Consider the following 24,228-nt stretch of genomic DNA (forward strand, 5'->3'; position numbering starts at 1 on the left):
CTTAATTTTCGTACCCGAAACTTTTTAAGTAGTTCTTTTTACTTCTCCAGTCTGGAATTACTTTTACAAAGGTTTCAAGAAAGACTTTTTGATCTAAAAATTTCTCAATATCCTTACGTGCTTCAGTCCCAACTTTCTTCAGGCTTGCGCCTCCTTTACCTATTAGTATGTTTTTTTGAGAATCACGCTCTACAATGATTTCAGCGCTGATTCTTGTGATATTTTCTTCTTCTTTAAAGGAAGTAACTACGACCTCTGTACTGTAAGGTATTTCTTTCTGATAGTTGTTGAAAATCTTTTCTCTGATGATCTCAGAAACAAAGAATCTTTGGTTACGATCTGTAAGGTCATCTTTATCATAAAAAGGTGCATGTTCTGGCAAATGGTCTAAAATCATGGTAAGAATGCCTTCAAGATTGTATTGGTGAAGCGCAGAAATAGCATATATATGCTTTGGGTTTAATTTTTCCTGCCAGTATGCCGACTTTTCCTCTACCTGCTCTTGAGTCGCATTATCAATCTTGTTGATCAGCACAATCATCGGGATAGTAGTGTTGATGATTTTTTCTAATACATCATTCTCGTCGTGTTGTTCATTAATGTCGGTAACAAAGAGTATAAGATCGGCATCAGTTAATGCTCCCTTTACTGAACTCATCATAGAATCTTGCAAACCATATCTTGGTTTTATGATGCCCGGGGTGTCAGAAAAAACTATTTGATAATCTTCTTCATTAACAATTCCTAAAATACGGTGGCGGGTTGTTTGGGCTTTCGGAGTAATGATCGAAAGTTTTTCGCCCACCAGGGCATTCATTAAGGTTGATTTGCCCACGTTGGGCTTACCTATGATACTTACAAAACCTGCTTTATGCGACATAAAAATATTTTTTAAAATAAATTTGCACCGCAAAGAAACGAATTATATCTTTGCATTCCAATTCGGAAGAAGAGTTAAGGATTTAATAAAGACTCCAAATTGTATATAGTGCGGGGTGGAGCAGTTGGTAGCTCGTCGGGCTCATAACCCGAAGGTCATCAGTTCGAGTCTGGTCCCCGCTACCAAAAGGTTCGCAGCTTTAGTAAAGCTGAGGCAACCAAAAATGGCCCGTTCGTCTAGGGGTGAGGACGCCAGATTTTCATTCTGGAAACAGGGGTTCGATTCCCCTACGGGCTACATAATCGCTTTAAGGTAAATAAGCGATTTTTTTTTGAAAAGATATAGTGCGGGGTGGAGCAGTTGGTAGCTCGTCGGGCTCATAACCCGAAGGTCATCAGTTCGAGTCTGGTCCCCGCTACCAAAAGGTTCGCAGCTTTAATACAGCTGAGGCAACCAAAATGGCCCGTTCGTCTAGGGGTGAGGACGCCAGATTTTCATTCTGGAAACAGGGGTTCGATTCCCCTACGGGCTACAAAACAAAAAGCCGTTTTTCGATAAGAAGAACGGCTTTTTTGTTTCAAAGGAATTGCTAGAAGATGAAGTAGTTTTTTAATTCCTAGGATTTTTTGTTTGCATATATTTAGTTATATTCCAATTATAAAACTATCAACCTGATTTTTATATGCAACGTTCTATTAAGGTTAAAGTGAGTATCGTACTAGTTATTCTTATACATTCGTCTTTAAATATTTTTGCTAGTCCACAACTACCAGATTATATTATTTATAAAAATGATACTATCGCAACTTATAATCTACTTATTGAGCAATATCTGCAAAAACATGAGCAGGGGCCTCGCGAGCAATTATTTGGGTTGAGTTTTCGTGACGGAGGTTCTTTTAATTGTTGGAGAGGCTACCAAGCTATTTATAAAATAGAGAATGATAGTCTTTTTCTTGCGGATATTATCGATTGTGGCAGCCTTCGGAAAACATTAATAGATAAAAGAACCTCACTAAAGAAGATGCATTTAATTTTCGGAGATAGACTTATAAATGGCAAAGTGTTTATTAATTGGTTTTCTGGCGACCTGAATTTTCCGTTGACAAGTAAAATAGTAAGATGGGATGGCGTTTTCAGTACTATTTATGAAGAGGAGAAAATATTAAATATTTCTAATGGCAATGTGTCAAATATTGAGAATGTAAATAATTATGTTGACGATCCAAAAGCCATCAATAGAGAGTATAAAGTTAAAATCTCTGATATTTTGTTTAAAAAGCTCAAAGGGATTAAATGGAAGACCTCAGATGACTGTGATTGCTCTGAAAAGTATTTGATAACAATCGACGAGTATGGCAAGGTTTCGGAAATTAATATGCACAGGTATGAGTCAGGGGAAAAAATCGACCCACAGGAAAGAAAAGAAAACGATTATTGTACCGGTACCATGCTCAAAGCATTAAAAAGCCTCAGATTTGATATTATTAAAAACAATGGGAAACCTATATCGGAGGATATTTATTTAGAAATTTGGGTGGATGATAACGGAAAAATTGAAAATTGGACAAATTGACCTTTTGACAGGTTTCCGTATGTTCTCGTTTTTACTGTTAGCTTATAGACGTCTAATGAGTTTTGTGTATCTCACACTTCTATTGTCGGATCATTTCCAAGGTGCGATAAAAGCATTAAATCGTCGCTAAAAGAGTTCGATATTTGTAGCCTACGGGCTACTTCTCCCACCTTAGGAACAACATGGGATTTTATTTCATGAAAATTATTAAGAGAGCCTTCAGAAACCTGAAGGTTTTTTTATCTAAGGTAATGGAGCCGATTATTATCTATTTTTTGAATAAGTCAAGATAATCTTTAAAAACATAAAGCTTGTTTCTTTGAGCACCGGATATCTCGCTCAAAATCTCTAGTTGTTCTAAATCATTAATCAGTTTATAAGCTGTTACATAAGATTTTTGGATGATGGCTTCAACATTGCTGACATTAATCACAGGCTGGGTATATAAATAATCAATTACCTTCTGCGCATTTATATTTCGGTTACCTAATGTTTTCAGTTTTATTTCTAAGCTTTTTTGCAACTGAAGAATTGCATCGAATGTAGTGACGCCTTTCTTGGCGGTTTCTATAATCCCTGTTAAGAAAAACTTCAGCCATTGGGATATGTTGTTTTGAGTTCTTGCCAACATGAGGTTATCATAATATAATTGCCTGTTATTTTCGAAAAAGTCTGAGAGATATAAGATAGGTTGTTTAAGAATTCCTTTACTTACCAAGTAAATCGTGATAAGAAGCCTACCAACACGGCCGTTTCCGTCTAAAAATGGGTGAATAGTTTCAAACTGATAATGAATAATAGCAATTTTTATTAGATCGGGTAATGGGTTTAAATCATCATTTGCAAACTTCTCTAGATCAGACATAAGTTCATCGATTGATGTATGTACTGGCGGAATAAAAATTGCATCATTCAGAGTTGCCCCACCAATCCAGTTCTGACTACTTCGATATTCCCCTGGGAGCTTGTGCTCTCCTCTAACTCCTTGTAATAATATATTATGAATTTGCTTAATCAGACGAGACGAAAAAGGTAGGCGGTGTAGTAATTTTACGGCCTCGTTCATGGCACTTATGTAATTCTGAACTTCTTCCCAGTCATCTCTTTTCTCAGCAATTATTTCGTCTTTACTTAAAAAGGCTTCTTCCATATTTGTTTGAGTACCTTCAATTTTCGAAGATTGGGTGGCTTCTTTTGCAATATGCATTCGTATGAATAATTCTATGTTCACATATTCGGAATACATATCTAGTCGTCCTACATGTCTATCAGCTCTACTCAACAATTGTATTACTTCCATATTATCAAGATGCCATTCTCTGTTTATCAGATTCGGTTGGAAACTTTTGTAATATCCCTGGTTTATTTGCTTTCCTGAATTGTATCTGTTCATTTTCAATAAATCTTAAATAAAGATATGTTTATTTAAGTAAACAGCGGAAAAACTTAAATAATGGAGCGGTTATTTAAGTTTAGGAGGTGTTTGGTTAAATGCGAGGGTAACACTTGGTCTCAACGTCACTGCCACCTAATTTAGCTAAAAGCATTAAATCGTCATTAAAAGAGTTCGAAAAATGTAACGCTTGGGCTATAAAACCCGCTTTACGATAAGTAGAGTGGGTTTTTAGTTTTAAAGAGATCCTATTCATTTCCCCAGAAATTTCCATTCATATAATCAGGAATCGCATCTACGATATAAATGAAACTCTTTCCTCTTTCTTGTTTTTTATACGGTATACATGAAACTTTGTTTATATTTATATTGTATATACGATATACATGAAACTATTGTGAGATGAAATTGATAGAACGTCCTATTTATACAAACCGTATTATCCCATTTATTGATAGGCAGGTGATTAAAGTACTTACTGGTCAAAGACGTGTAGGGAAAAGCTATGTAATGATGCAACTGATGGACCACATTAGGAATACGGTTGTTGATGCAAACATTATATACATCAATATGGAGATGGAAGATTTTATTCCAATCATAAGTAATATTGAGCTAAATGAGTATTTAAAGGATAAATGGATTGAAGGTAAACCTAATTATCTATTCATTGATGAGGTGCAGGAAATTGCCTCTTTTGAACGTTCGTTGCGTAGTTTGTTGGCAAAGAATACTTATGATATTTATTGTACAGGAAGTAATGCTAATATGTTGTCAGGTGAGTTAGCTACATATCTTTCAGGAAGGTATGTGGCTTTTCATATCCATAGCTTGAATTATCAAGAATTTCTTCAGTTTCATGGACTCGAAAATTCATTCGAAAGTTTGTTGAAATATTTGAAATATGGAGGGATGCCATTTTTAGCAAACCTCGACTTGGAAGATGATACGCCTTTTGAGTATTTGCGTAACGTATATTCAACCATTCTTTTAAAGGATGTAGTGGCACGTGAGAATATACGAAATGTCTCTTTTTTGGAAAATTTAGTAGCCTATCTGGCTGATAATATGGGCTCACTCTTTTCGGCAAGCAATATTAGTAAGTATTTGAAATCTCAGAAAACAGATATTTCCCCTCAATTGACCATCAATTATCTCAGAGCATTAGTGAATGCCTATTTTGTTCATAAAGTAGTTCGCTCGGAAATTGGTGGCTTGAAAATCTTTGAAATAGGGGAAAAGTATTATTTTGAAGATATAGGTTTACGGAATTCTATTCTTGGTTTTAATCAACGGGCTGATCTTCATAAGCTATTGGAAAATGTAGTATATATTCATCTCCTCCATCAAGGTTATACGGTATATGTAGGGAAATTAGGCAATAAGGAGATTGATTTTACCGGAGATAGAAATGGAACTAAAATCTATGTGCAGGTTTGTTTGACGCTTTATCATGAGGAAACGATAGAACGTGAATTTGGAAATCTTAGAGAGATTCAAGACAATTATCCTAAATATGTGGTTACTTTCAATGATGCTATACTAGGTGAAAATCACGGGGGGATACTGCAGAAAAACCTGATTGATTTTTTAATGATGACTATATAGTTTCTTAACTATTAATTTTTCAGACTAATGAACTTAAAATCGATACTTACCTTATTTTGCCTCATCATCTGTCTTAGAGCTGGGGCTCAAAAGTCAGAGATAAGTCATGTTGTTACGCATAGCCGTGCTACTATTATTTGCGATCCTGGTGGTAAGGGAGAAAATCCCTACCCTGCATGGAGCGTATTCCCTAAAGCTGATTACCCCATAAGGAAAGTGACCATGCATGTTACGCTAGGAAGTCCAGATGGCCTGCTTACTGCACATTGGGATTACTTGGATCATATTGTACTGCGACGAAAAGGTGGAGCACATGGTCAGGTGCTTAACTACGAATTGGGCAGGATGCTTACACCGTATGGCAGTATTTACAATAAAGGGTGGAGCTGGAAATGGCAGGTTGATGTTACCGATTTCGCTCCTTTCCTTCGTGATAGTGTAGAAATTGTTTATGTACATTCCGGTTATGAGGATAAAACTGTAGGCTGGGCACTTACCATAGACTTTGAAATCCTATCCGGTCCTCCTGTTGTTACACCACTTGGCATAACAACCTTGTGGAATAAAGCGTATAAATATGGAGATCCGAAAGAGAAGATTGAAGAGAATTTGCTGCCGATAAGTTATGAGTTGATAAGTGGTGCGGCGTTAAGTCGGATACGTATGCAGCATACCGGGCATGGTATGGACAAACCACGTGGTTGCAGTGAGTTTTGTAGTCGCTGGCGTGAACTCGTGCTGGATGGAAAAGTAGTTGATAGGAGGGATATGTGGAAAAAGTGTGGCAACAATCCGCTGTATCCCCAAGGGGGCACCTGGATATTCGACCGGGCGTATTGGTGTCCGGGTGATTTACAACAGCCTGATGTGATCGATGTATTTACAAAGCCGGGAAGCCATAAGGTTTCGTTGCAGATGGAACCCTACACAGCTACTGAGAACATACAGGCGGTTGAAAATATTTCAGCCTATTTGTTTCATTATTCAGCACCTACACAAAAAATAGATGTGGCGGTTGAATCCATTATGGTTCCCAGCGATGAACAACGTTTTTCCCGGTTAAACCCGGCCAGTTCCGGCCCTCATATATCCTTTAGGAATCTTGGTGCCGATCCGATTCGTTCGCTCACAATTGTGTATGGAACTGATGGGTTCCCCTCCAAAACATTCCATTGGAAAGGAAACCTTCCTTTTAATAAAGTAGCCGAGGTTGTATTACCGGGAGAAATTCAGGAAAAAGATGGCGAAAATGTATTTAATGTAATGCTTATCCAACCTAACGGGAAAAAAGATGCATGGTCAGCGGATAATGAAATGAAAGCTGTCTTCACTGCACCAGAGAAATTCCCTTCAGAATTTGTCCTGCAATTTCTTACGAATAAACAACCTAAAGACAACAGTATTTTTCTTGTAAATGCCCAACAAGATACTGTTTTTCAAAAAACAGCATCACAGTTAGCTGCTGTAACACTTTATACTGATACCATACGCCTTTCGGCGGGTACCCATTCCCTTCACCTGATCGACACAGCCGGTAATGGATTACAATTCTGGGCACAGCCTAAAAATGGAGATGGTTATCTTCGCCTATTTGATATGAAGGGAAATCTTATCCATGCTTTCGAGAGTGATTGCGGGAACGGTGAAATGTTTAGTTTTAAGGTAGTTCCGGGCTTTGAAGTAGATAGCACAATAGCTCGTTATGCGTTTTCCATGTTTCCAAGATCAGTAGTTGACCAAACGCAATTGAGCGTGGTTTCCAACAAGCTAAGTGACATGACGGTGCAGATCACGGTAGATGGTATTGTATGGCAAAAACATGAATACAAATCTGTTAAGAATGCTGTATTCAGTTATGATCTTAAGCATCTTCCTACAGGAAGAATAATTGTGGAAGCTTTTATGGACGGTATCAGTAAGTTTAAAGGACGGATCAATAAAGGACGGTAAAGATCAAAGTATGTAAATGTAGCTCTATAAGCAACAATCTATGAGAATCACAGTAAGAGGCACAACAATGAATAACCTTTAAGTATCTGAAATTCTAATTAAAATTAATCGGTAGTGAAAGTGTAATTGGAACCAATTTTCCGCCTTGCCTACCTGGTTCCCATGTAGGCATTTTCTTTATCAAATTAATGGCTTCCCGATCATAATCTGGAGTTAAACTGATGACGATCGTGGGGTTTATGGCTTCGCCTTCTATATTTACTTTGAACTGAACAACAACCTGACCCTTGATGTTAGAACCTTTTTTAGGATATTTGATATTCTTTGCGATAAATTCATTAAGAGCCTCTGTGCCTCCAGGAAATTTTGGCGAACGTTGAAGTAGCCGAAATTCTGTTACAGTTTCTCCATTTACTACTTTAATTACAGGAATCCGTTCCCATTCTTTGGTAATTTCTCCTTCTTCATTGTATTCGCAAACTTGGATCGCTTGGTTGGCTTCATATGTGATTTCCATTTGTTTTTTTCCACTTTTAAACCAATACTTAAAATCGCCATTCTTTATGTCGGGGTCTAGAGATGAAAAAAAACCCTCCATTTGTTGGGATCCGGTTTCAAAATAATCCTTGACTTTGTATTTGTCTGTATCTAATTTTTCGATTACTCTAAAAAAATGTCTTTCGCTTACTTGCTGCGTTTTTTTCCATTTATTGTTATACCATATGGTATCTAGTTTTTGTGCAAATGTATTTTGTGCAAGAAAGAGTGTTAAAATAGTGATGAGCATCTTCATGTTTACAAATCTAATATAAAGAGCTGACTAATTTAACCAATACCTTGAAATGGTATTAATGCAACATCAATTTTTGAAATTCTAATCTATTAAGATTGATACAATTGGTAACCTAGAGAACAGGATGATAATTTGAAAAGTTTTTTGTACAATTATGCGACCTATATAAATCGCATTTTTAACAATAATTTCTGAGGAAATTACCTAAAACTATACATGAGAAAGATCGCTTTGTCGACCACGTTTGGTTATGTCTTATTATTGTTCTTTGCTATGCCGTCTATTGTTATGGCGCAAAATCAAGCAGGAAAGACGGTGGAATTTGAATTGAAGGATGGTGACCGCGTCGTTTTCCTGGGCAATTCGTTGTTTGAAAGCGATAAAAATGGCTATTTAGAATTGGCATTAACCACACGTTGGCCAGATAAAAAAGTGACTTTCCGCAACCTTGGCTGGGAGGGCGATAATGTATTTGGGCAAGCACGCAGTCATTTTACTAATCCTCCAACGGCCTACGAAACTTTAATGCAGCAAATTACCGCGGCTAAACCTACAATAATATTTATAGCTTATGGTGGTGTAGAGGCGCAAGATGGTGCTGCCGGACTGGATAAATTTAAGGATGGTTTAAATAAATTATTGGATAAAACCGACGAACTAGGCGCTAAAGCTATTTTACTTTCTCCCATTCCGGTACTTTCTGGAATACCAGCTGATATTTTGGAATCCAGAAATAAAGATTTACAACTTTATGCTAAAGCTATTGCTGATATTGCGAAGGCTCGGGATAAGCAGTTTATCGATCTGTATAACCCCGTGACCGATTTTCAAAAGCAAACTAAAGTTTCCGAGGATGGTATCCATTTAAATGAAGCAGGATACTATCTGTTGGCTACTGCTTTAGAACATGGGTTAGGTTTAGTTTCACAACCTCAGGTGATAAATCTTCAGGTGCTAAAATCGGGTCTCGAGGCTGCAGCGCCGGTAAAAATATTCCCCTCAGAAGCTCAACAGATGAAATTTACGATAGCAGAGTCTTACTTGCCATTGCCACTATTGGCTGCTGAATTGTCCAAAATTGAACAGAAGAGGACTATCAAAATAGGCGGCTTAAAAAAGGGATTTTATACCTTAACGGCAGATAATGTACCCCTGATCACTGCTTCGGCAAAAAGCTGGGAGACTGGTATTGAAATTAAGCAGGGTGGTGTTTTTGATCAGACAAAGCAGATTCAACATTTAATTAACAAAAAGAATGATTTGTTTTTTCAACAGTATCGTCCTTGGAATGAAACCTATATCACTGGTTTTAGAGCCTATGAGCAAGGCAGACATAAGGAGGGGTTAGCTGATTTAGAATATATTATGGTTTGGCTGGAAAATCAAATTTATTTAAATAGCGCGCCAAAATCTATCGTATATCAAATTGTAACAGTAAAGTAAGATGAAAATTAAACGTTCAATCAAGGTGTTTTGTGGGGTGATGATGATTCCAGTGGCTATTTTAGCTACGGCAGCTGTTTACCAATTTGATAAAGAAAAACCAGATCCGGACCCTAAGAAAGAGCAGGAGTCTTTTAAAGTGGCCGATGGTTTTGAAGTTACCTTATTTGCCTCTGAGCCGATGGTGGCAAAGCCTATTCAAATGAATTGGGACGAAGATGGACGTTTATGGGTAGTGAGCAGTACTGCTTATCCGCATTTAAAAACTGGGGAGCAAGCGAATGATAAGATTTTTATTTTAGAAGATACGGATGGTGATGGTAAAGCTGATAAGTCTACCATATTTGCAGAAGGTTTAATGACACCAACGGGTATTTTACCTGGTGATGGCGGTGTTTATGTAGCCAATTCAACAGAAATTCTACATTTAAAGGACACAGATGGCGATGGAAAGGCAGACACCAGACGACAAGTTCTAACGGGCTTTGGAACCGGTGATACTCATCACTTGATTCATACTTTCCGTTGGGGGCCAGAAGGCCGACTTTATTTTAACCAATCTATTTACATCTATAGCCACGTGGAAACTCCTTTTGGCACAAAAAGACTGGAAGGAGGAGGCGTTTGGAAATTGCAACCTCAAACTTTAGAACTGGATGTGTATGCCAGAGGTTTGGTTAATCCCTGGGGGTTACAGTTTGATAAATGGGGACAGTCTTTCTTAACAGATGGCGCTGGTGGCGAAGGTATAAATTATTCCTTCCCGGGTGCAACTTTTGTGACTGCTTTGGGTGCCGAAAGGACTATTCGTGGTTTAAATCCGGGCCAACCTAAACACAGTGGATTGGATGTGATTTCAGGCCGTCATTTACCTGAATCATTGCAGGGTAGTGTTATTACGAATGATTTTAGGGCCAATCGCATCAATCGTTTTAAGCTGGAAGAACAGGGAAGTGGTTATGCCTCGAAACAGGTGGAGGATTTGATGTGGACAGATAATGTAGCATTTAGGCCTGTCGATATTACAGTAGGGCCGGATGGTGCAATTTATGTGGCAGACTGGTATAATCCTATCATTCAGCATGGTGAGGTCGATTTCTATGATCCTCGTCGTGATCAGCAGCATGGGCGTATCTGGCGTATTGTTGCTAAAAATAGGCCGCTAGTTAAAGTTCCTAAATTGAGTAAGGCAAGCATTGATGAGCTCTTGGATGCTTTGAAGTTGCCTGAAGATTGGACACGTTCACAAGCTAAGCAGGTGTTGAAAAATCGTGGAGCTAACAATGTTATTCCGGCTTTGGAAAAATGGGTGGATAATTTGGATAAAAAGGATGCAAACTATGAGCATCAGCAATTGGAAGCACTTTGGGTATATCAATCCTTAGATGTGGTTAACCAAAAATTACTGAATAGTTTGCTGAATGCTGAATCTCATAATGCAAGAGCGGCTGCTTTGAGAGCGCTTCAACTTTGGTATAACAAGGTTCCGGATGTGCAGGCGATATTATCAAAAGCAATAACGGATAAGCATGCTCAAGTGCGTTTGGAAGCTGTGATCGCCCTGCGCAAATTAAATACACCCGAGGCAGAACGTATTGCATTGAAAGCTTTAGAGCAACCAATGGATGAGTTTCTTGACTTTGCATTATGGCAAACTACCCGAGAATTGGAGTCAGTATGGTTAAAAAAGGTTAAAGCTGATCCTTTCTTTTTAGGAGATGCTAAGAAAACGGTGTATGCTTTAAAATCAGTAAGTGATGTGGATGCGGTAGGGCAATTGGTTCAACTTTATCAACAAGGGAAGGTGCCGGATGAGTATGAGAAAGATGTTTTAAGCTCGATTGCCAAATATGGTAAGGTTGCTGATTTGAATATACTTTTCAATATAGCGTTGGAGGGAAATCATAAACATGATAAAAGTATAACAGCGCAGTTGGCTACATTGGAAGATGTTATTCGTCAGCGGAATTTAAAGCCTGATCAGAATTTAAATCATATCGCTTCATTTTTGGATAATGAAGATGAGTCTGAAGCGATTGGTGCAATTCGTTTAGCAGGCCTGTGGAAGTTGGAAAGCTTAATCCCAAGGTTGGCTAGCCTTGCTAAAAAAGAGAACAAAAATATTAAGAAAGCTGCTCTTAACTCTCTGGCGACAATAAGTTCAACTCAATCGAAAAAATCATTATTGGAATTGACCACTGCAAAAAATCCTACGGATTTAAGAATATTGGCTACGGCGCAAATGGTTAGTGTTGATGCTACTGAAGCCAGTAATATGGCCGTTGCTTTATTAAAAAGCCTACCTGCCCAAACAGATGCTACAGAGTTGTTCCAGCCATTATTGGCTAGTAAGGAAAGCGTGAATGCTTTTTCTGCTGCGGTTAGTGCTAAAAAGATCCCTGTAAGTTTCGCAAAAGCAGCCCGTCAAGCTATGCAAAGTCAATTGGCCGCGAGTAGAAATAATGATGAAGATGTTAAAAGTCTGAAAAAGGCGTTGGAAGCTTCGGGTGGGATTTTGCCTCCTGAGCGTACTCCACAGCAACCCAATGATCAGGAAATTGCCAAATTGGCTAGCGAAGTAAAAGGTTTGGGTAATCCCGAACTAGGCGAAGCTGTATACCGAAAAACGGCAATTAGTTGCCAAACCTGTCATGCAACTGGTGGTGCAGGTGGTCGTATTGGGCCGGATTTGAGCAGTTTAGGAACAAGTTCCCCTGTAGAAACTATTATCCGTTCTATATTATACCCTAACCAGTCTATTAAAGAGGGTTTTGAACTGAAGAAGGTTGTTAAAAATGATGGGTCTGAAGTTTTAGGGTATTTGATAAGTGATGGTAATACAAACGTGGTTATACGAGATATGAGTGGGAAGGAAATAGCCATTGTTAAAACGCAGATCAAAGTAATTGAAAAGGTGCCCGGTTCATTAATGCCGCCAGGATTGACGACTAATTTGGATAAGCAAGAGTTTATTAATTTGGTTGCTTTCTTGTCTAAAATTGGTGAAACCGGTAAATTTCGTGTTCCAAATGAGCGTTATGTGCGTAGATGGAGAATAGTAACAGCAAGTAAAGAGTTAGGAACCAAACTTAGTGCGGGCGGTTTAGATCTAATTACCAAAGCAAATACTAAAGCACCATTGGTGCCTTTGTATAGTAAGGTTTCAGGAGAATTACCAGTTGTTGATTTACCTGTTATAGAGGTGAATAATAAGCGTTATAGCTTCTTAAAGTTCGATTTAGAAGTATTAAATAATGGGAATGTTAAGTTGGCATTAAACACTACATCGGGTGTAACTGCCTGGGCAGGTCAAGCTGTTTTGAAGTTTACTGATAATGGTGTGGTTACCAATCTTCCTCAGGGTATCCAACAAATAATCTTAGCTATTGATCGCTCAGTGGTAAAGGATGGTGTATTAAGTGTTCAATTACAAGATGCTGTTAATGATGCGGCTCAAACCAGATTGGTGATGGGGCAATAATAGATACAAACCCGCTCTACTATTGTAAAGCGGGTTTGTCTTTTCAAAATACTGCGTTAATTTATTAGAACATAGGTAGAGTTAGTTCCTTAATTGAAGGAGTTCTTTTACTTTGTCATAATTCCTAATGTCTGTATTGCCTAAAACAGAAACGCCACCAGGAATAATAACATACCTGAACTGGTGGATGTTGTTAATTGCAGTATAGAAGTTTTTATCATTAACGAAAGAGATTCTTATGTTACCAACACTCGTAATAAAGCTCCAGGTGTCAGTGTATACTGTACCACCAACAGTATAGGTTAGCTGATAAGGAAGTTGTACCGGTTTATCCACCAGGCCAAGAGAAGAAGTGTAACCATTTAATTTGGCATATACCAATATAACACCTTTGTTGAGGATGTCAGCAGTTATTTTAGGCTCTGCCTTGTCATATGCTAATGTATTTATATCAAAAATGACCGTGTTCGTATATGTTGTAGGGGTAAACCAGTCAGAATAAATCACGTTTGCTGTACCAGGATCTCCTTTTGGACCTTTCATATTTATTGGAGCAGGCCATGTCCCACTGGTTTTAGGGCCATAAAACAAATAGGAGGTTGTATTTAGATAATAGTCGCCATTAACCCCCAGGTTTACCGCGGGAGTAGTGTTTCCACTGTAAATTTTAGAGCCAGCTGCCCCTGTAGCTCCGTTTGTCCCATTCGTTCCGTTCGCTCCTTTGAGATTAGTAGCAGTTCCCCAGTTAGCTGTTTTAGGGCCGTAAAAATTGCCATTGTTAAGGTTTAAATAAAAATCTCCTGTTTTACCAATACTAGGATCGGGGATTGTAATTCCTGAATATATTTTGGTCCCGTCAGCTCCAGTGGCGCCTATTGCACCAGTATCTCCTTTGTCTCCTTTATCTCCAACAGCTCCAGCATCACCTTTTTTGCACGAAGTTAACAGAGTCAGAGCTATTATACATAGTGTAAGCGCTCTTTTAAGTAGAATTTTGTTCATAGTAATTTGCATATAGTTTAACTAGCGTAAAGTTATTGCGCTTAAAAATGAAGAAATAGTAAAAAAGCGACAAAGAAATTCTATTATAGGGTTTTATTTAAATGGAAAGTATATGAACAAAAAAGTAGCTTTAAATGTTGCGGTATTTTTATTAGTCGTTTTAGGAGTTGCCATAATTTATATTGGAGTATCAGGGCCAAAGGTAATTTTGCCCCCAGTTATTACCGGATTGGGCTTCTTTGTAATAGGATGGGCTATTCATTTATTAAATAAATAGTTTGTTGTTTTTCATTAAATTAGTATAAAACATACTAGTTATGAAAGCCATTAAGCAGCATTATCAGAATTTAATTATAGGTTTTGGAAAGGGGGGGAAAACACTGGCTGGTTATCTGGCAAAACATGGACAAGAGGTAGCGCTCATTGAAAAATCAGAAAAAATGTATGGTGGAAGCTGTATTAATATCGCATGCATTCCAACAAAGGCACTAATTGTAAGTGCTGAAAAGAAGGTTCCTTATAATATTGCGTACCAGACAAAAAATGATCTTACCGCTTTTTTAAGAGCTAAAAACTTCCAAAATATAGATGGCTTGGAATTAGCGACTGTAATTACCGGAGAAGCTTCTTTTATCTCTTCCAATGAGGTTGTTGTAAAACAAGAAGGTGTAGCTGAGGGTATGCTTATTCATGCTGATCGAATTTTCATCAATACGGGTACACTACCATATATTCCACCAATTCCGGGTGTTCATTCTTCGAAAAGAGTATTCACAAGTACTTCCTTAATGGAACAATCTGGCTTGCCAGACAAACTTGTGGTTATAGGTGGAGGTTTTATAGGATTGGAATTTGCAGATATGTATGCAAAGTTTGGTGCCAAGGTTACTTTGCTAAATATCAGTAAAGAATTCTTGCCGAGGGAGGATAAAGATATTTCTGATGAGATTCTGAAGGTGTTGACAGCAAAGGGAATCAATATTATTAATGGAGTAAAGGTTGAAAGTATAGAAGACTTGAACGATGATTTAGTTAAGGTTGACTATAAAAGTGAAGATAGTGAGCTTATCGAACTGCAGGCAAATGCAGTACTTATGGCAACAGGAAGAAGACCTAATGTTGATAGTCTAAAGGTTGCTAATGCCGAAATAGAACAGGATAGAAGGGGATATATAGTAGTAGATGAATTTTTAAAAACGAATCAACCTAATATTTGGGCTCTGGGAGATGTAAATGGAGGACCTCAGTTTACTTATATTTCTTTAGACGATTTTCGAATTATTAAAGACCAACTATTTGGTGGAAGTTATACTTCCATTTCTAATAGGAAGCAGGTTGCATTTTCAGTTTTTATTAGCCCATCATTAGCTCATATTGGTTTAAGAGAAAAAGAAGCGATTGAAAAAGGGTACCAAATTAAGGTGGCAAAGCTTCCTGCTTCTGCTGTGCCAAGAGCTAGGATTTTAAATGAAACCAATGGTGTGTTAAAAGCCATAGTAGATGCAAATACTAATAAAGTATTAGGCTGCACCCTTTTCTGCGTAGACTCAAACGAGATGATCAACACTATTCAAATTGCAATAAATGCAGGTTTAGATTTTCAAACGCTTAGAGAGGCAATATATACTCATCCATCGATGACGGAAGCATTTAATGATTTGTTTAGTTTAATTTAATTGTGTTCTACTGATATCTTACTTGCCATGTATGCGTGCCAGATTTAACATCTCTGATTACCCAAAATTTGCCATCTTGTGTTGTTGTTAATGGTTTTTCGTTCATGAGTATGCGGTCACTTTCAGTTTGCCTTGGTAAGTATACGAGCCCTTTTGTATTGGGAGGAATGCTGACTTTTAGCTGAAACTGCTTTGGAGTTTTATTAAATGCTATCTTTATTTTTCCATGTAAGGTGGATAATTGAAGCTCGGCTGAGTTAAGTGTGCCCGGTTGTGGTTTTATTTGTATAACTCCAAAAGCGGGAGATAAAGGTTCAACCCCCATAAGTTTCCTAACAATGATGTTAGCTGGGGCAGCTCCCCAGGCATGGTTCCAGTCTTGATTATTTTTGTAATCAGTATCCCATGCTTCAGTTGTCATGGTTGAGCCAGAACGTAGCATATTGTACCAGCTGCGCTTATCTGTTGATGTTAAAAGCTGTAATCCATATTCTGCTTCATTTGCATCATACAGTGCATCTAAGAGGAACTGCGCTCCATAAACACTACATGCCATTCCCCTTGTGCGAATATGAGCTATTACACTTGCTTTGTTCACATTAGGAACCAGGTTAAAAGCAAGTGCGAGCATGTTGGCATGTAATGAGCTGTGCATGGTATCTTCGCCGTCTTTTACTGTTCCCGTGGTTGGATTTATAAAGCTATGTTGGAAAGCCTGTTTTACTTTTTTAGCCAGCTGGGTATAAAAAATAGCATCTTCTTTTTCACCCAATGCCTCAGCTAGATCCTTCATGCAAATTAAGGCCTGATAGTGAAAGGCATTAACGACTGCATTATAATTTGTAAACACAAAGCCATCCGTTTCGCCTGGATAGGATGGAGGCAGTCCAAAACCTCCTTTCTGCGGCCAATCTACAATGTCTTTTAGTACAGTTTCTCCATTAAAAGTAGAAAAGTGAATGGACTTTGTAAAGCTACTGTCTTGTTTACCGGTTTTGGTACTTATTAGACCATCTGGTCTGGCAAGGGCAAGCAATAGTTTGGGTTTTAATTGAGGATAAAGTAGTTGAACAGTCCTGATATCGCCAGAGTAGAGGTAATCATTCCAGGCTACTAGTAGGTTTTGCAATGACCATTCGGTTGGCCAGGTAGCATGATAAATCAGATAGTCTAAAGATCTTTTAGCCATGTTAAATTCAGCATCAGAGGCATAGTGTGATAACTGATTAATTAATGCATCTGCTTCGTATGGAATCCGCTCGCGGTCACCATCAACATACAAGCCTGTAAAAGAAGTGGCTTTAATAGTATGCTTAGATAAATCCCAGATTTTGTTTAAAAGGGTGTCGGAGCTTTTAAATGACGAGGCCTGGTCGTTAAATGGATAGTTTACAACATAACGCTGTACCTCAATTACAACCTTGTCATTTTTTTCTAGTTCGACATATCGGAAGGGAAGTACCTCTCCTATGTAATCTGGCATGAGTATGGCTTTCGATCCGGTGTTGCGTTCATCAGCTAAAAACTTAAGATCGTAGCTGTGTTCTCCCTTTAGCAAAGGCAATTTTATTAAACGATAGCGAATGGTACCCCTTGGCTTTCTGTCAACACGTCGAAGGGAGTCTATTGCTTCCCCTATGTGGACTAACATAGTATCTCCATCAGATAATGAGCTGATACGCATTTTCAATAGACCAAAGGCATCTTTTCCAAAATCATATAAAGTACTAAGGCTATTTAATTGTTTACTGAAAACGGGTTTTTGTAATGATTTTACAAGTGGTTGATGAGCAGCTTGGTAGGGCTTTAAGGTGCTTTCGGTAATAAATGAGCTAGCTTGTGAAAAATCACTAGCAGTTTGTTTATTGTTCCAGGTTCTTACCTTCCAATAGTAAACAGTATTAGGATTAAGCTTGCGCCCATTATAAATGATTCCTGTCTGTTGGCTTTTAATTACTTTTCCTGAATCCCAAAAATCGCCTTTATTCGCTTTGAGGTTTTCTGCGGAAGATGCAACAAGAATCCTATATGCAGTTTGGAAACTGCCTTCCAAATGATCATTAATTACCCATGAAAAATACGGGGTTTGGTTAGGTATACGAGCCATCTGGTATGATATAGTGGATTGCTTTGCCTGCTGTAATGATACTGCAACAGGCAGGCCGTTTTTCCATACTTTATCAGTATTTAAAAGTAAATCAACCCGCAAATCGGATGGAGGGTTAAGTGATTGTGCATTTGCATTTAGAGAGAGGGTTAATAAGAGTATAGCGAGGATAAAATTGTTAAAAGGTTGCATAGGGTATATTTGGTCGGTTTTAACAATATTAAATAATTAATATGTGTTCTATGGTAAAACTTATGTTAGAATTATCTGCTTTAACTTTTTGATATCTTTACAGTCTTGACATTTTAGATGATGGAACATATTTTAGATAATCCTATTTACAATGCTTTAATTTCAGCTCATAGCATTTTTTCGAGAGGAACTGATGATGTGAAATACTACTTAGAAGATGTGGCTTCTTTCGCCGGACTGAAGGATAATTCGAAGTCTGATTTTGACACTCTTTATGAAAACAGTCCCGAGGAAAGCTTGTTTATTGTTTTTACGACTGATCCAATAAATATTCCTGATCAATGGCGCATTGTTACTCACATCGATATGTTTCAGATGATTTATGAATCTAAAAAAGTTCCGGAAGGAATACATATAGATTTCAAGGATTTAGATAAGTCACATGTTCCGGAAATGACTGCACTTGTTGAGTTAACTAAACCGGGGCCATTTAATTCAAGAACAATTGAACTAGGTAATTATACGGGTGTATTTAATGGTAAGGATTTGATTGCAATGGCAGGGCATAGGTTTAACCCAACACCTTTTACTGAAATTAGCGCTGTATGTACGCATCCTGATTACTTTGGTAAAGGCTACGCTTATGAATTAATTCGTGAGCAAATCAGAAGGATATTGGCTAAGTCAGAAACGCCTTTTTTGCATGTAAGAAATGATAATCATGGTGCCGTTAAGTTATACAAAAAGCTTGGCTTTGATATAAGAACTGAGATGATTGCTTATGTTATAAAGAAAAGTTAAAGATTATTCATCTCTTTATCCAGCCATGCTATTCTTTCTGTTAGCCATGCTTTAAGCTGAGCAACTTCTTTAGGGTAGGTTCCTAATACAAACTGATTTGGCCAAACATACTGATCTAAAATAAGCCATCTATTAAAGTTCTTTTTTTGTGACAAGTCAATATAGGCCACTGTTTTATCTATTGTTGAAGTAATTTCATTAATCTCTTTACCACGAATCTGGTTCCAACGTAATTTAACCTTTTGTCTGAATGCCGGGTCTTTGAATAAATGACTAAACCAAGGTCCATCTTTTACCCACCAACCGGTAGGGTAGCGCGAATTAGAGTAGTCGTTATTGCCACAGGAGAGATCGAAATCCCATAATGGACCTAAGCCTAATTTGCCATTTCTCTCTTTGTAATAAAAATTACTGCTAAACTCTTTTGCATCTTCATTTTTCAGTAGCTCCTGAACTAAAAACCAGTTAATAAAAGACTCTACTTTAATGTACTTTGCATACCCTTTTTCTGGATCTGCAAAATCAGCAGAATAGATGGCATCTTCGGTTTGTTGAATGTAGTTATGAATGTAGGTTAACTGATCTTCTGTTATCTCATCAGGAGATTTAATCGTAAAAGGTATATCTGCTGTTGTTTTAAACCAGAATTTTTCATCGAGCCTTTTATCTTGTTCAAGCAAATAACCTCCTGTTATTTCATCTGCCGATGTGTTTCCCTTTTTTAACTCCGTGATGTTAACCCTGGTTTCATTTACTTCAACCTGACTTGTTAAAAAATAATTACCTACATGGTAGTTATTCATGACCAGTTCAACAAAACGTCCTTTCGGTGTGAAATCGGCTCCTATTTTAGCACCTAGATCAAATGCAATACTTGTTCTGATCAATGTTTTGTCGGAATAATTTGCCAATAGTACCCAGTTTTTAGCTGTCTCCATACCTAAAATGGGGGATTTAGTATTGAGTTTTAAGCGGTATGGTTTTTTAGGCTTATCCCAGGTACTATTTCCACGCCCTTTTACTTGTAATGGGATGTTTAGTTTTTCGGGATTATCAAGATTATTAGGATCTACAATCAAATTTCCGGTAACATAAACATCTTTTGATGTAACAGAGTCAACGGTATTCAGATATAGGATTGGAATACCCGTAAAGTACTTGATGTTAAATTTATATATTTTTGTAGTACCCTTAGGAGAGGTTAATTTGTATTTAACAGATTTGCTGAAATCCGTTAAAGTTACTCCACTGACTTGTACTGTGTCATTAACAGTAATACTTGCATTTTTTGTCGCAAATGTCGTGATGAACTTCTTATTTTTAAGTAGTTCGGGAACAAGTAGGTTTATCTCATCTCCGGAAATCACACCATAAATGTCGCCGTTAACTTTCCCCAGGTTTTTACTCTTTTCTATTTTAACAAAAGAAAGTGCAACGGTGTCTTTTTCGACGACAACTTCCTTTACATCGGTAACTACTTTATCTTTTTTGCAACCATAAGCTGCCACTGTTAAAAGCAAATAAATAAAAAACTTTCTGTTCATGCTAACCCCTTATTTTATCTAAAATAGCTAAAATAAGTTATGCTTTGTTTTTAATTGTTAGCATGTCAGTGGTTTATGTGTTTTTTATTTATTTGCTGTGTTAATTGAAGAGATTATTTCTGAATATATTTTAACAGTCTTTTAAATATTTCTGTGTTTGAGTAGACGCCTTTGAAATCATCTGAGTGAGGGCCATAGGCAAAAACAGGGACAGGAACAGCAGTATGGTCATTTGTAGAAAATTCGCCCAATACATAGCCCGATTGAATATCGCCATCAAGTAAGGTAAGTCCCCCTGTTTCATGATCAGCAGTAACTACTATTAGCGTTTCTCCATTACTATCTGCAAATTCAAGTGCTTTGCCAATAACTTTATCAAAATCAAGGTTTTCGGTGATTACCTGTGAAAGGTTATTTCTGTGGCCACCATGATCGATTTGTGCGCCTTCTAACATCATAAATAGACCTTTAGGGGCTTTAGAAAATTGTTGAGTTGCCTTTAAAAAAGCCTCAGTCAAAAATTCTCCTCTACCTTCAATTTTAGGTCTTGTTTCATTATCAGTAACAATTCCAACAAGTTTATCGGCATTGCTTTTTTTGAAATCTTCAAAAGAGTAAGCAACTGTATAGCCTTTCTTTTCTAACAATTCAACTGCAGTTGTGCCATTTAAATTCTTCTTGAAGTTGGAAATACCAGAGCCCAAGAGCATGTTGATCCCTGAAGTATGCATGTCTTGTGCAATCTGAGGTTCCATTGAACGGTCTGGCTGATGTGCATAAAATGCTGCCGGGGTAGCATCAGCAAGATCTCCAACAGATATAATAGCAGTCTTTTTACCTTCTTCTGCTGCGTAAACGGCTAGTGATTTCAGGGGTTTTTCTGTTGAATCCACTCCAATGGCACGGTTATTCGTTTTCTTGCCACCTGCCATTGCTGTTCCGCCAGCTGCTGAGTCTGTGATGTAAGTGTCAGCAGCATTAGTAACAGAAAGACCAACATTGCGCATCTGAAATAGATTAAGCTGGCCCTGATTTGCTGTAAATGCAGAATATATTTGAGTAAGCCCCATTCCATCACCAATCAGCAGGATGACATTTTTTATTTTACCATTTTTGCCATCTGATTGATAAGTGGGATGGTAAGCTTTGTGAATTTCTTTATTAGTATAGATGTTTTTAGGGAGGTCTTTTATGAAGTTTCCGAATGATTCGATAACATCTGTTCCGATTAAATCTACGTGAAGATTCATTAAGGCTAACCAGGTGCTTTTTGTATCAGGAGTTGCCCAAAAACGGATCTTTTTACCTTCTGCATGAACACTATCAATAAGGTTTTTGACTCTTGTGTAATCCGCATGATCTAATCTTCCTTTCCCGTTCCATTTGCTATAATTAGTGAATGGAAAGCTGACTAAGTCTACATGTTTAGACTCTTCAGGGGTATGCTGTAGGGGCCATTCTCCATCGAAGTAAATGTAATCAGGGTAGTTTTTGTAGTCAGCAGGTTTTGGTCTGGATCCACTTATTGTAATGGTTAGCTGACCGGCATGAGTACTTGTTTTAAGTATCTCTTTGTGCGGCTCTAACTGCTTAACTAATGTTGCTAAAGCGACAGGATAGTTCTCTTTAATGTCGATTAGTAGGTGTAGTTTGCGATTTGGATCTTTCTGTAAAGCCGCTATAGCCGGTTTTAGGTAAGTGCCATATAAGGTAATGGAAGGATTGAGCTGATCTTTGCTGTGTGCAACCAGTAATTCGTTATTTACAGGAAAGATATCTGCTTCAATAGAACCAAATCCTTTTTGGAAAGCTCTTTGAAAGGGAATGTCATTTTCATAGTCGTTGTGAGAATGAGCGTTCGATAAGGAATACTTTGATTCTTTAGTGTTTTCCTGAGCTTGTGAATAGGTAGCGTTTACGGTGAATAATAGCGCAAAGAGGCTTGTTGTAATGATTTTTTGGATCGGTTTTTCTGTTTTCATTCTAATCTGTTGTTGTTTGCAATATGGTTGGTATTGCATTTATATACGCTTAGGATTGCTGTGATCTATTGTATTGGATCTTACCGCAGATCAGTGATGTAAATCTAGCAAATGGTTTGATTAGGTGGTTGATGGTTTTAATAAAAGCAAAAGGGTGCCCGTTTAATTTTCGGACACCCTTTTTTTATACTGATTTATTACCAGCCCGGTGTTTGTTTGTAAGCACCGTTACTTCTTGTAACTTCATCTGGGCTCATTGGCCATGCAAGTTTTTTAGCGGTGAAAGTTCGCGCAGGCCATACTTCCTTAACTACAAAAGGAGAGTTAGGGTTTGTTTTGTCTGTATGATCACGACCATGAAGTGGGGCGTTGATTTTAGCGAAATCTCCCCATCTTTTTAAATCCTGTAGCCTATCTGTCCACTCACAAGCAAGTTCTACACGACGTTCATGCTTCAAATCATCCATAGTAGGGGAACTTATAGAAGGTAAACCTACTCTTGTTCTTAGTTCATTTAATGGTGCAGCAGCCTCTCCATTTTTACCTTGCTCAATTAGTGCTTCAGCTTTAAATAAAAGAATCTCTGCATAGCGCATTAATGATAGGTTAAGCATTGTGGTAGGATAATCTCCACTCGGATTAATTTTATCGTTTGTGGATGCATTGCCATTAGAACCATAACCAAAAGGTTCCATGTATTTGTTGATTTGGAAGCCTGAAAGACTATTAGTTGAATAGTACGATCTTTCCTGCCCAAAAAATTTGAATTTATCTCCGAACTTTAAAATTGTAACTTCGCGTCTAGGATCGGTTGCTTCATACTCGTTATAAAGTTCCAGTGTTGGCTGGAAGTATCCCCAACCATTGAAGATTCCCCATCCTTTATTTTCAAGGCTTACACCTGGGAATTCAGAACCCCCTTCTACTCCTGATGTTACAGACCAAATGTATTCAGAACTCCAGTTGTTAGCAATCGTAAATACGCTTTGGTAGTTTTCTTTGCCATTCGTTTTACCTGTAATCAGCGCACGGTGCCCTTCATTCTTTATTTTATCACAAAGTGCAGGAACCTGTTGCCATTTGCTCTTGTCGTACTGAGCCCAATAAGCATAGGTTTTTACCATATATCCCCAGGCTGCTGCTTTATGAGCTCTTCCGCGATCAGAACCGCCATAGCTTTCAAATAAGGGAAGTAAGTCTGCTGCCTTTTCTAGATCGGATATAATTTGCGCATAGTTATCAGTTACTGATTTTAGTTGCGGCGGTATTCTTTTACCATATTCCGGGTTTTCAACGGCATCAAATGGTACACCTTGATCCTTATGACCCCAGATATATGCAATCCAGAAATGAGCGAAGCCACGTACGAAATAAGCTTCTCCTAAAGATCGGTTACGAATGGCTTCACTAGCTTTGCTCGCATTGGGTATTTCTTTAATGGCATCATTTGCTTTGCTTAGCATCCAGTATAAGTCATTCCATCCACCAGTTAAATAACCTTCTCTACCACTTGGAATAAAGTTTTTGATATTCTCACCATCTGCTTTTGTTCTCCCCACGATAAGGTCATCACTTGCATTTTGTACCCAGAATAAATCTCTTCCCCAGGTTGATTCATAACGCATTGGAACATATAAGGCGGCTACACCTTTTGTTAGTTCTGCGTCAGTACGCCAGAAAAATGCTGTTGATGGTGTTCCGAATGGCTTGTTATCTACCCAGCTTTTTTTACAGGCACTTACCGATAAAAGGAGTAAGGCCGCTAATATATAGTTAAGTTTATTTTTCATGATTGAATTA

General features: G+C 37.8%; 16 protein-coding genes and 4 tRNA genes. 12 read left to right on the top strand and 8 right to left on the bottom strand.

Annotated features, from left to right (window positions below):
- Position 1 precedes the first annotated feature (1 nt).
- The gene (gene era, locus HQN83_RS11205) at positions 2-880 is read right to left on the bottom strand and encodes a GTPase Era (protein WP_173090427.1); all 879 of its coding nucleotides are present in this window, start codon (positions 878-880) and stop codon (positions 2-4) included.
- A gap of 109 nt (positions 881-989) precedes the next feature.
- Between era and HQN83_RS11210 the strand changes: the two genes are divergently transcribed.
- From HQN83_RS11210 to HQN83_RS11230, 5 genes are all read left to right on the top strand, one after another.
- A tRNA-Met gene (locus tag HQN83_RS11210) sits at positions 990-1,065 on the top strand.
- 40 nt (positions 1,066-1,105) lie between these two features.
- Positions 1,106-1,177, top strand: a tRNA-Glu gene (locus HQN83_RS11215).
- Between the two features lie 48 nt (positions 1,178-1,225).
- Positions 1,226-1,301: transfer RNA gene (locus HQN83_RS11220), tRNA-Met, on the top strand.
- A gap of 39 nt (positions 1,302-1,340) precedes the next feature.
- Positions 1,341-1,412, top strand: a tRNA-Glu gene (locus tag HQN83_RS11225).
- Between the two features lie 150 nt (positions 1,413-1,562).
- A complete protein-coding gene (locus tag HQN83_RS11230) occupies positions 1,563-2,456 on the top strand; it encodes a hypothetical protein (protein WP_173090428.1) in 894 nt (297 codons plus the stop codon).
- A 268-nt stretch (positions 2,457-2,724) separates the two neighbouring features.
- Here HQN83_RS11230 and HQN83_RS11235 read toward each other — a convergent pair whose 3' ends face one another.
- Positions 2,725-3,849, bottom strand: coding sequence for a Fic family protein (locus HQN83_RS11235; RefSeq protein ID WP_173090429.1), 1,125 nt, complete (start codon positions 3,847-3,849; stop codon positions 2,725-2,727).
- A gap of 402 nt (positions 3,850-4,251) precedes the next feature.
- On the opposite strand from HQN83_RS11235, the gene HQN83_RS11240 reads away from it, so the two are divergent.
- Together HQN83_RS11240 and HQN83_RS11245 are read left to right on the top strand one after the other, a co-directional pair.
- A complete protein-coding gene (locus tag HQN83_RS11240; protein ID WP_173090430.1) occupies positions 4,252-5,457 on the top strand; it encodes an ATP-binding protein in 1,206 nt (401 codons plus the stop codon).
- 27 nt (positions 5,458-5,484) lie between these two features.
- On the top strand, positions 5,485-7,407 hold the full coding sequence (locus HQN83_RS11245) for a peptide-N-glycosidase F-related protein (protein ID WP_173090431.1): 1,923 nt from the start codon (positions 5,485-5,487) through the stop codon (positions 7,405-7,407).
- A gap of 94 nt (positions 7,408-7,501) precedes the next feature.
- Here HQN83_RS11245 and HQN83_RS11250 read toward each other — a convergent pair whose 3' ends face one another.
- Positions 7,502-8,200: an energy transducer TonB gene (locus HQN83_RS11250; protein ID WP_173090432.1), complete on the bottom strand. Its 699-nt coding sequence runs from the start codon at positions 8,198-8,200 to the stop codon at positions 7,502-7,504.
- A gap of 216 nt (positions 8,201-8,416) precedes the next feature.
- On the opposite strand from HQN83_RS11250, the gene HQN83_RS11255 reads away from it, so the two are divergent.
- Together HQN83_RS11255 and HQN83_RS11260 are read left to right on the top strand one after the other, a co-directional pair.
- Positions 8,417-9,643 (top strand): GDSL-type esterase/lipase family protein, encoded by a 1,227-nt coding sequence (locus tag HQN83_RS11255; protein ID WP_217277376.1) that lies wholly within the window; start codon positions 8,417-8,419, stop codon positions 9,641-9,643.
- A gap of 1 nt (position 9,644) precedes the next feature.
- Positions 9,645-13,124: a PVC-type heme-binding CxxCH protein gene (locus HQN83_RS11260; RefSeq protein ID WP_173090433.1), complete on the top strand. Its 3,480-nt coding sequence runs from the start codon at positions 9,645-9,647 to the stop codon at positions 13,122-13,124.
- A gap of 81 nt (positions 13,125-13,205) precedes the next feature.
- On the opposite strand, the gene HQN83_RS11265 is transcribed toward HQN83_RS11260, so the two are convergent.
- Positions 13,206-14,126 carry a hypothetical protein gene (locus HQN83_RS11265; RefSeq protein ID WP_173090434.1) on the bottom strand — a complete coding sequence of 307 codons (921 nt, stop codon included), beginning with the start codon at positions 14,124-14,126 and terminating at the stop codon, positions 13,206-13,208.
- A gap of 112 nt (positions 14,127-14,238) precedes the next feature.
- Here HQN83_RS11265 and HQN83_RS11270 point away from each other — a divergent pair, with 112 nt between their 5' ends.
- A complete protein-coding gene (locus HQN83_RS11270) occupies positions 14,239-14,403 on the top strand; it encodes a hypothetical protein (protein ID WP_173090435.1) in 165 nt (54 codons plus the stop codon).
- Positions 14,404-14,443: 40 nt separating this feature from the next.
- Positions 14,444-15,802, top strand: a complete 1,359-nt coding sequence (locus HQN83_RS11275; protein WP_173090436.1) for an FAD-dependent oxidoreductase — start codon at positions 14,444-14,446, stop codon at positions 15,800-15,802.
- A gap of 7 nt (positions 15,803-15,809) precedes the next feature.
- Here HQN83_RS11275 and HQN83_RS11280 read toward each other — a convergent pair whose 3' ends face one another.
- A complete protein-coding gene (locus HQN83_RS11280; protein WP_173090437.1) occupies positions 15,810-18,101 on the bottom strand; it encodes an alpha-L-rhamnosidase-related protein in 2,292 nt (763 codons plus the stop codon).
- A gap of 117 nt (positions 18,102-18,218) precedes the next feature.
- On the opposite strand from HQN83_RS11280, the gene HQN83_RS11285 reads away from it, so the two are divergent.
- Complete coding sequence (locus HQN83_RS11285; RefSeq protein WP_173090438.1) at positions 18,219-18,902, top strand: GNAT family N-acetyltransferase; 684 nt, start codon at positions 18,219-18,221, stop codon at positions 18,900-18,902.
- On the opposite strand, the gene HQN83_RS11290 is transcribed toward HQN83_RS11285, so the two are convergent.
- The 3 genes from HQN83_RS11290 to HQN83_RS11300 form a co-directional block, all read right to left on the bottom strand.
- Positions 18,899-20,446: a CotH kinase family protein gene (locus HQN83_RS11290; RefSeq protein WP_173090439.1), complete on the bottom strand. Its 1,548-nt coding sequence runs from the start codon at positions 20,444-20,446 to the stop codon at positions 18,899-18,901. The genes HQN83_RS11285 and HQN83_RS11290 overlap by 4 nt on opposite strands.
- A gap of 113 nt (positions 20,447-20,559) precedes the next feature.
- On the bottom strand, positions 20,560-22,428 hold the full coding sequence (locus tag HQN83_RS11295; protein ID WP_173090440.1) for an alkaline phosphatase: 1,869 nt from the start codon (positions 22,426-22,428) through the stop codon (positions 20,560-20,562).
- A 197-nt stretch (positions 22,429-22,625) separates the two neighbouring features.
- A complete protein-coding gene (locus tag HQN83_RS11300) occupies positions 22,626-24,218 on the bottom strand; it encodes a RagB/SusD family nutrient uptake outer membrane protein (protein WP_173090441.1) in 1,593 nt (530 codons plus the stop codon).
- Between the last annotated feature and the right edge of the window lie 10 nt (positions 24,219-24,228).

Origin of the sequence: Pedobacter foliorum (genome assembly GCF_013266735.1) — a bacterium.
Classification (GTDB): Bacteria; Bacteroidota; Bacteroidia; order Sphingobacteriales; family Sphingobacteriaceae; genus Pedobacter; species Pedobacter foliorum.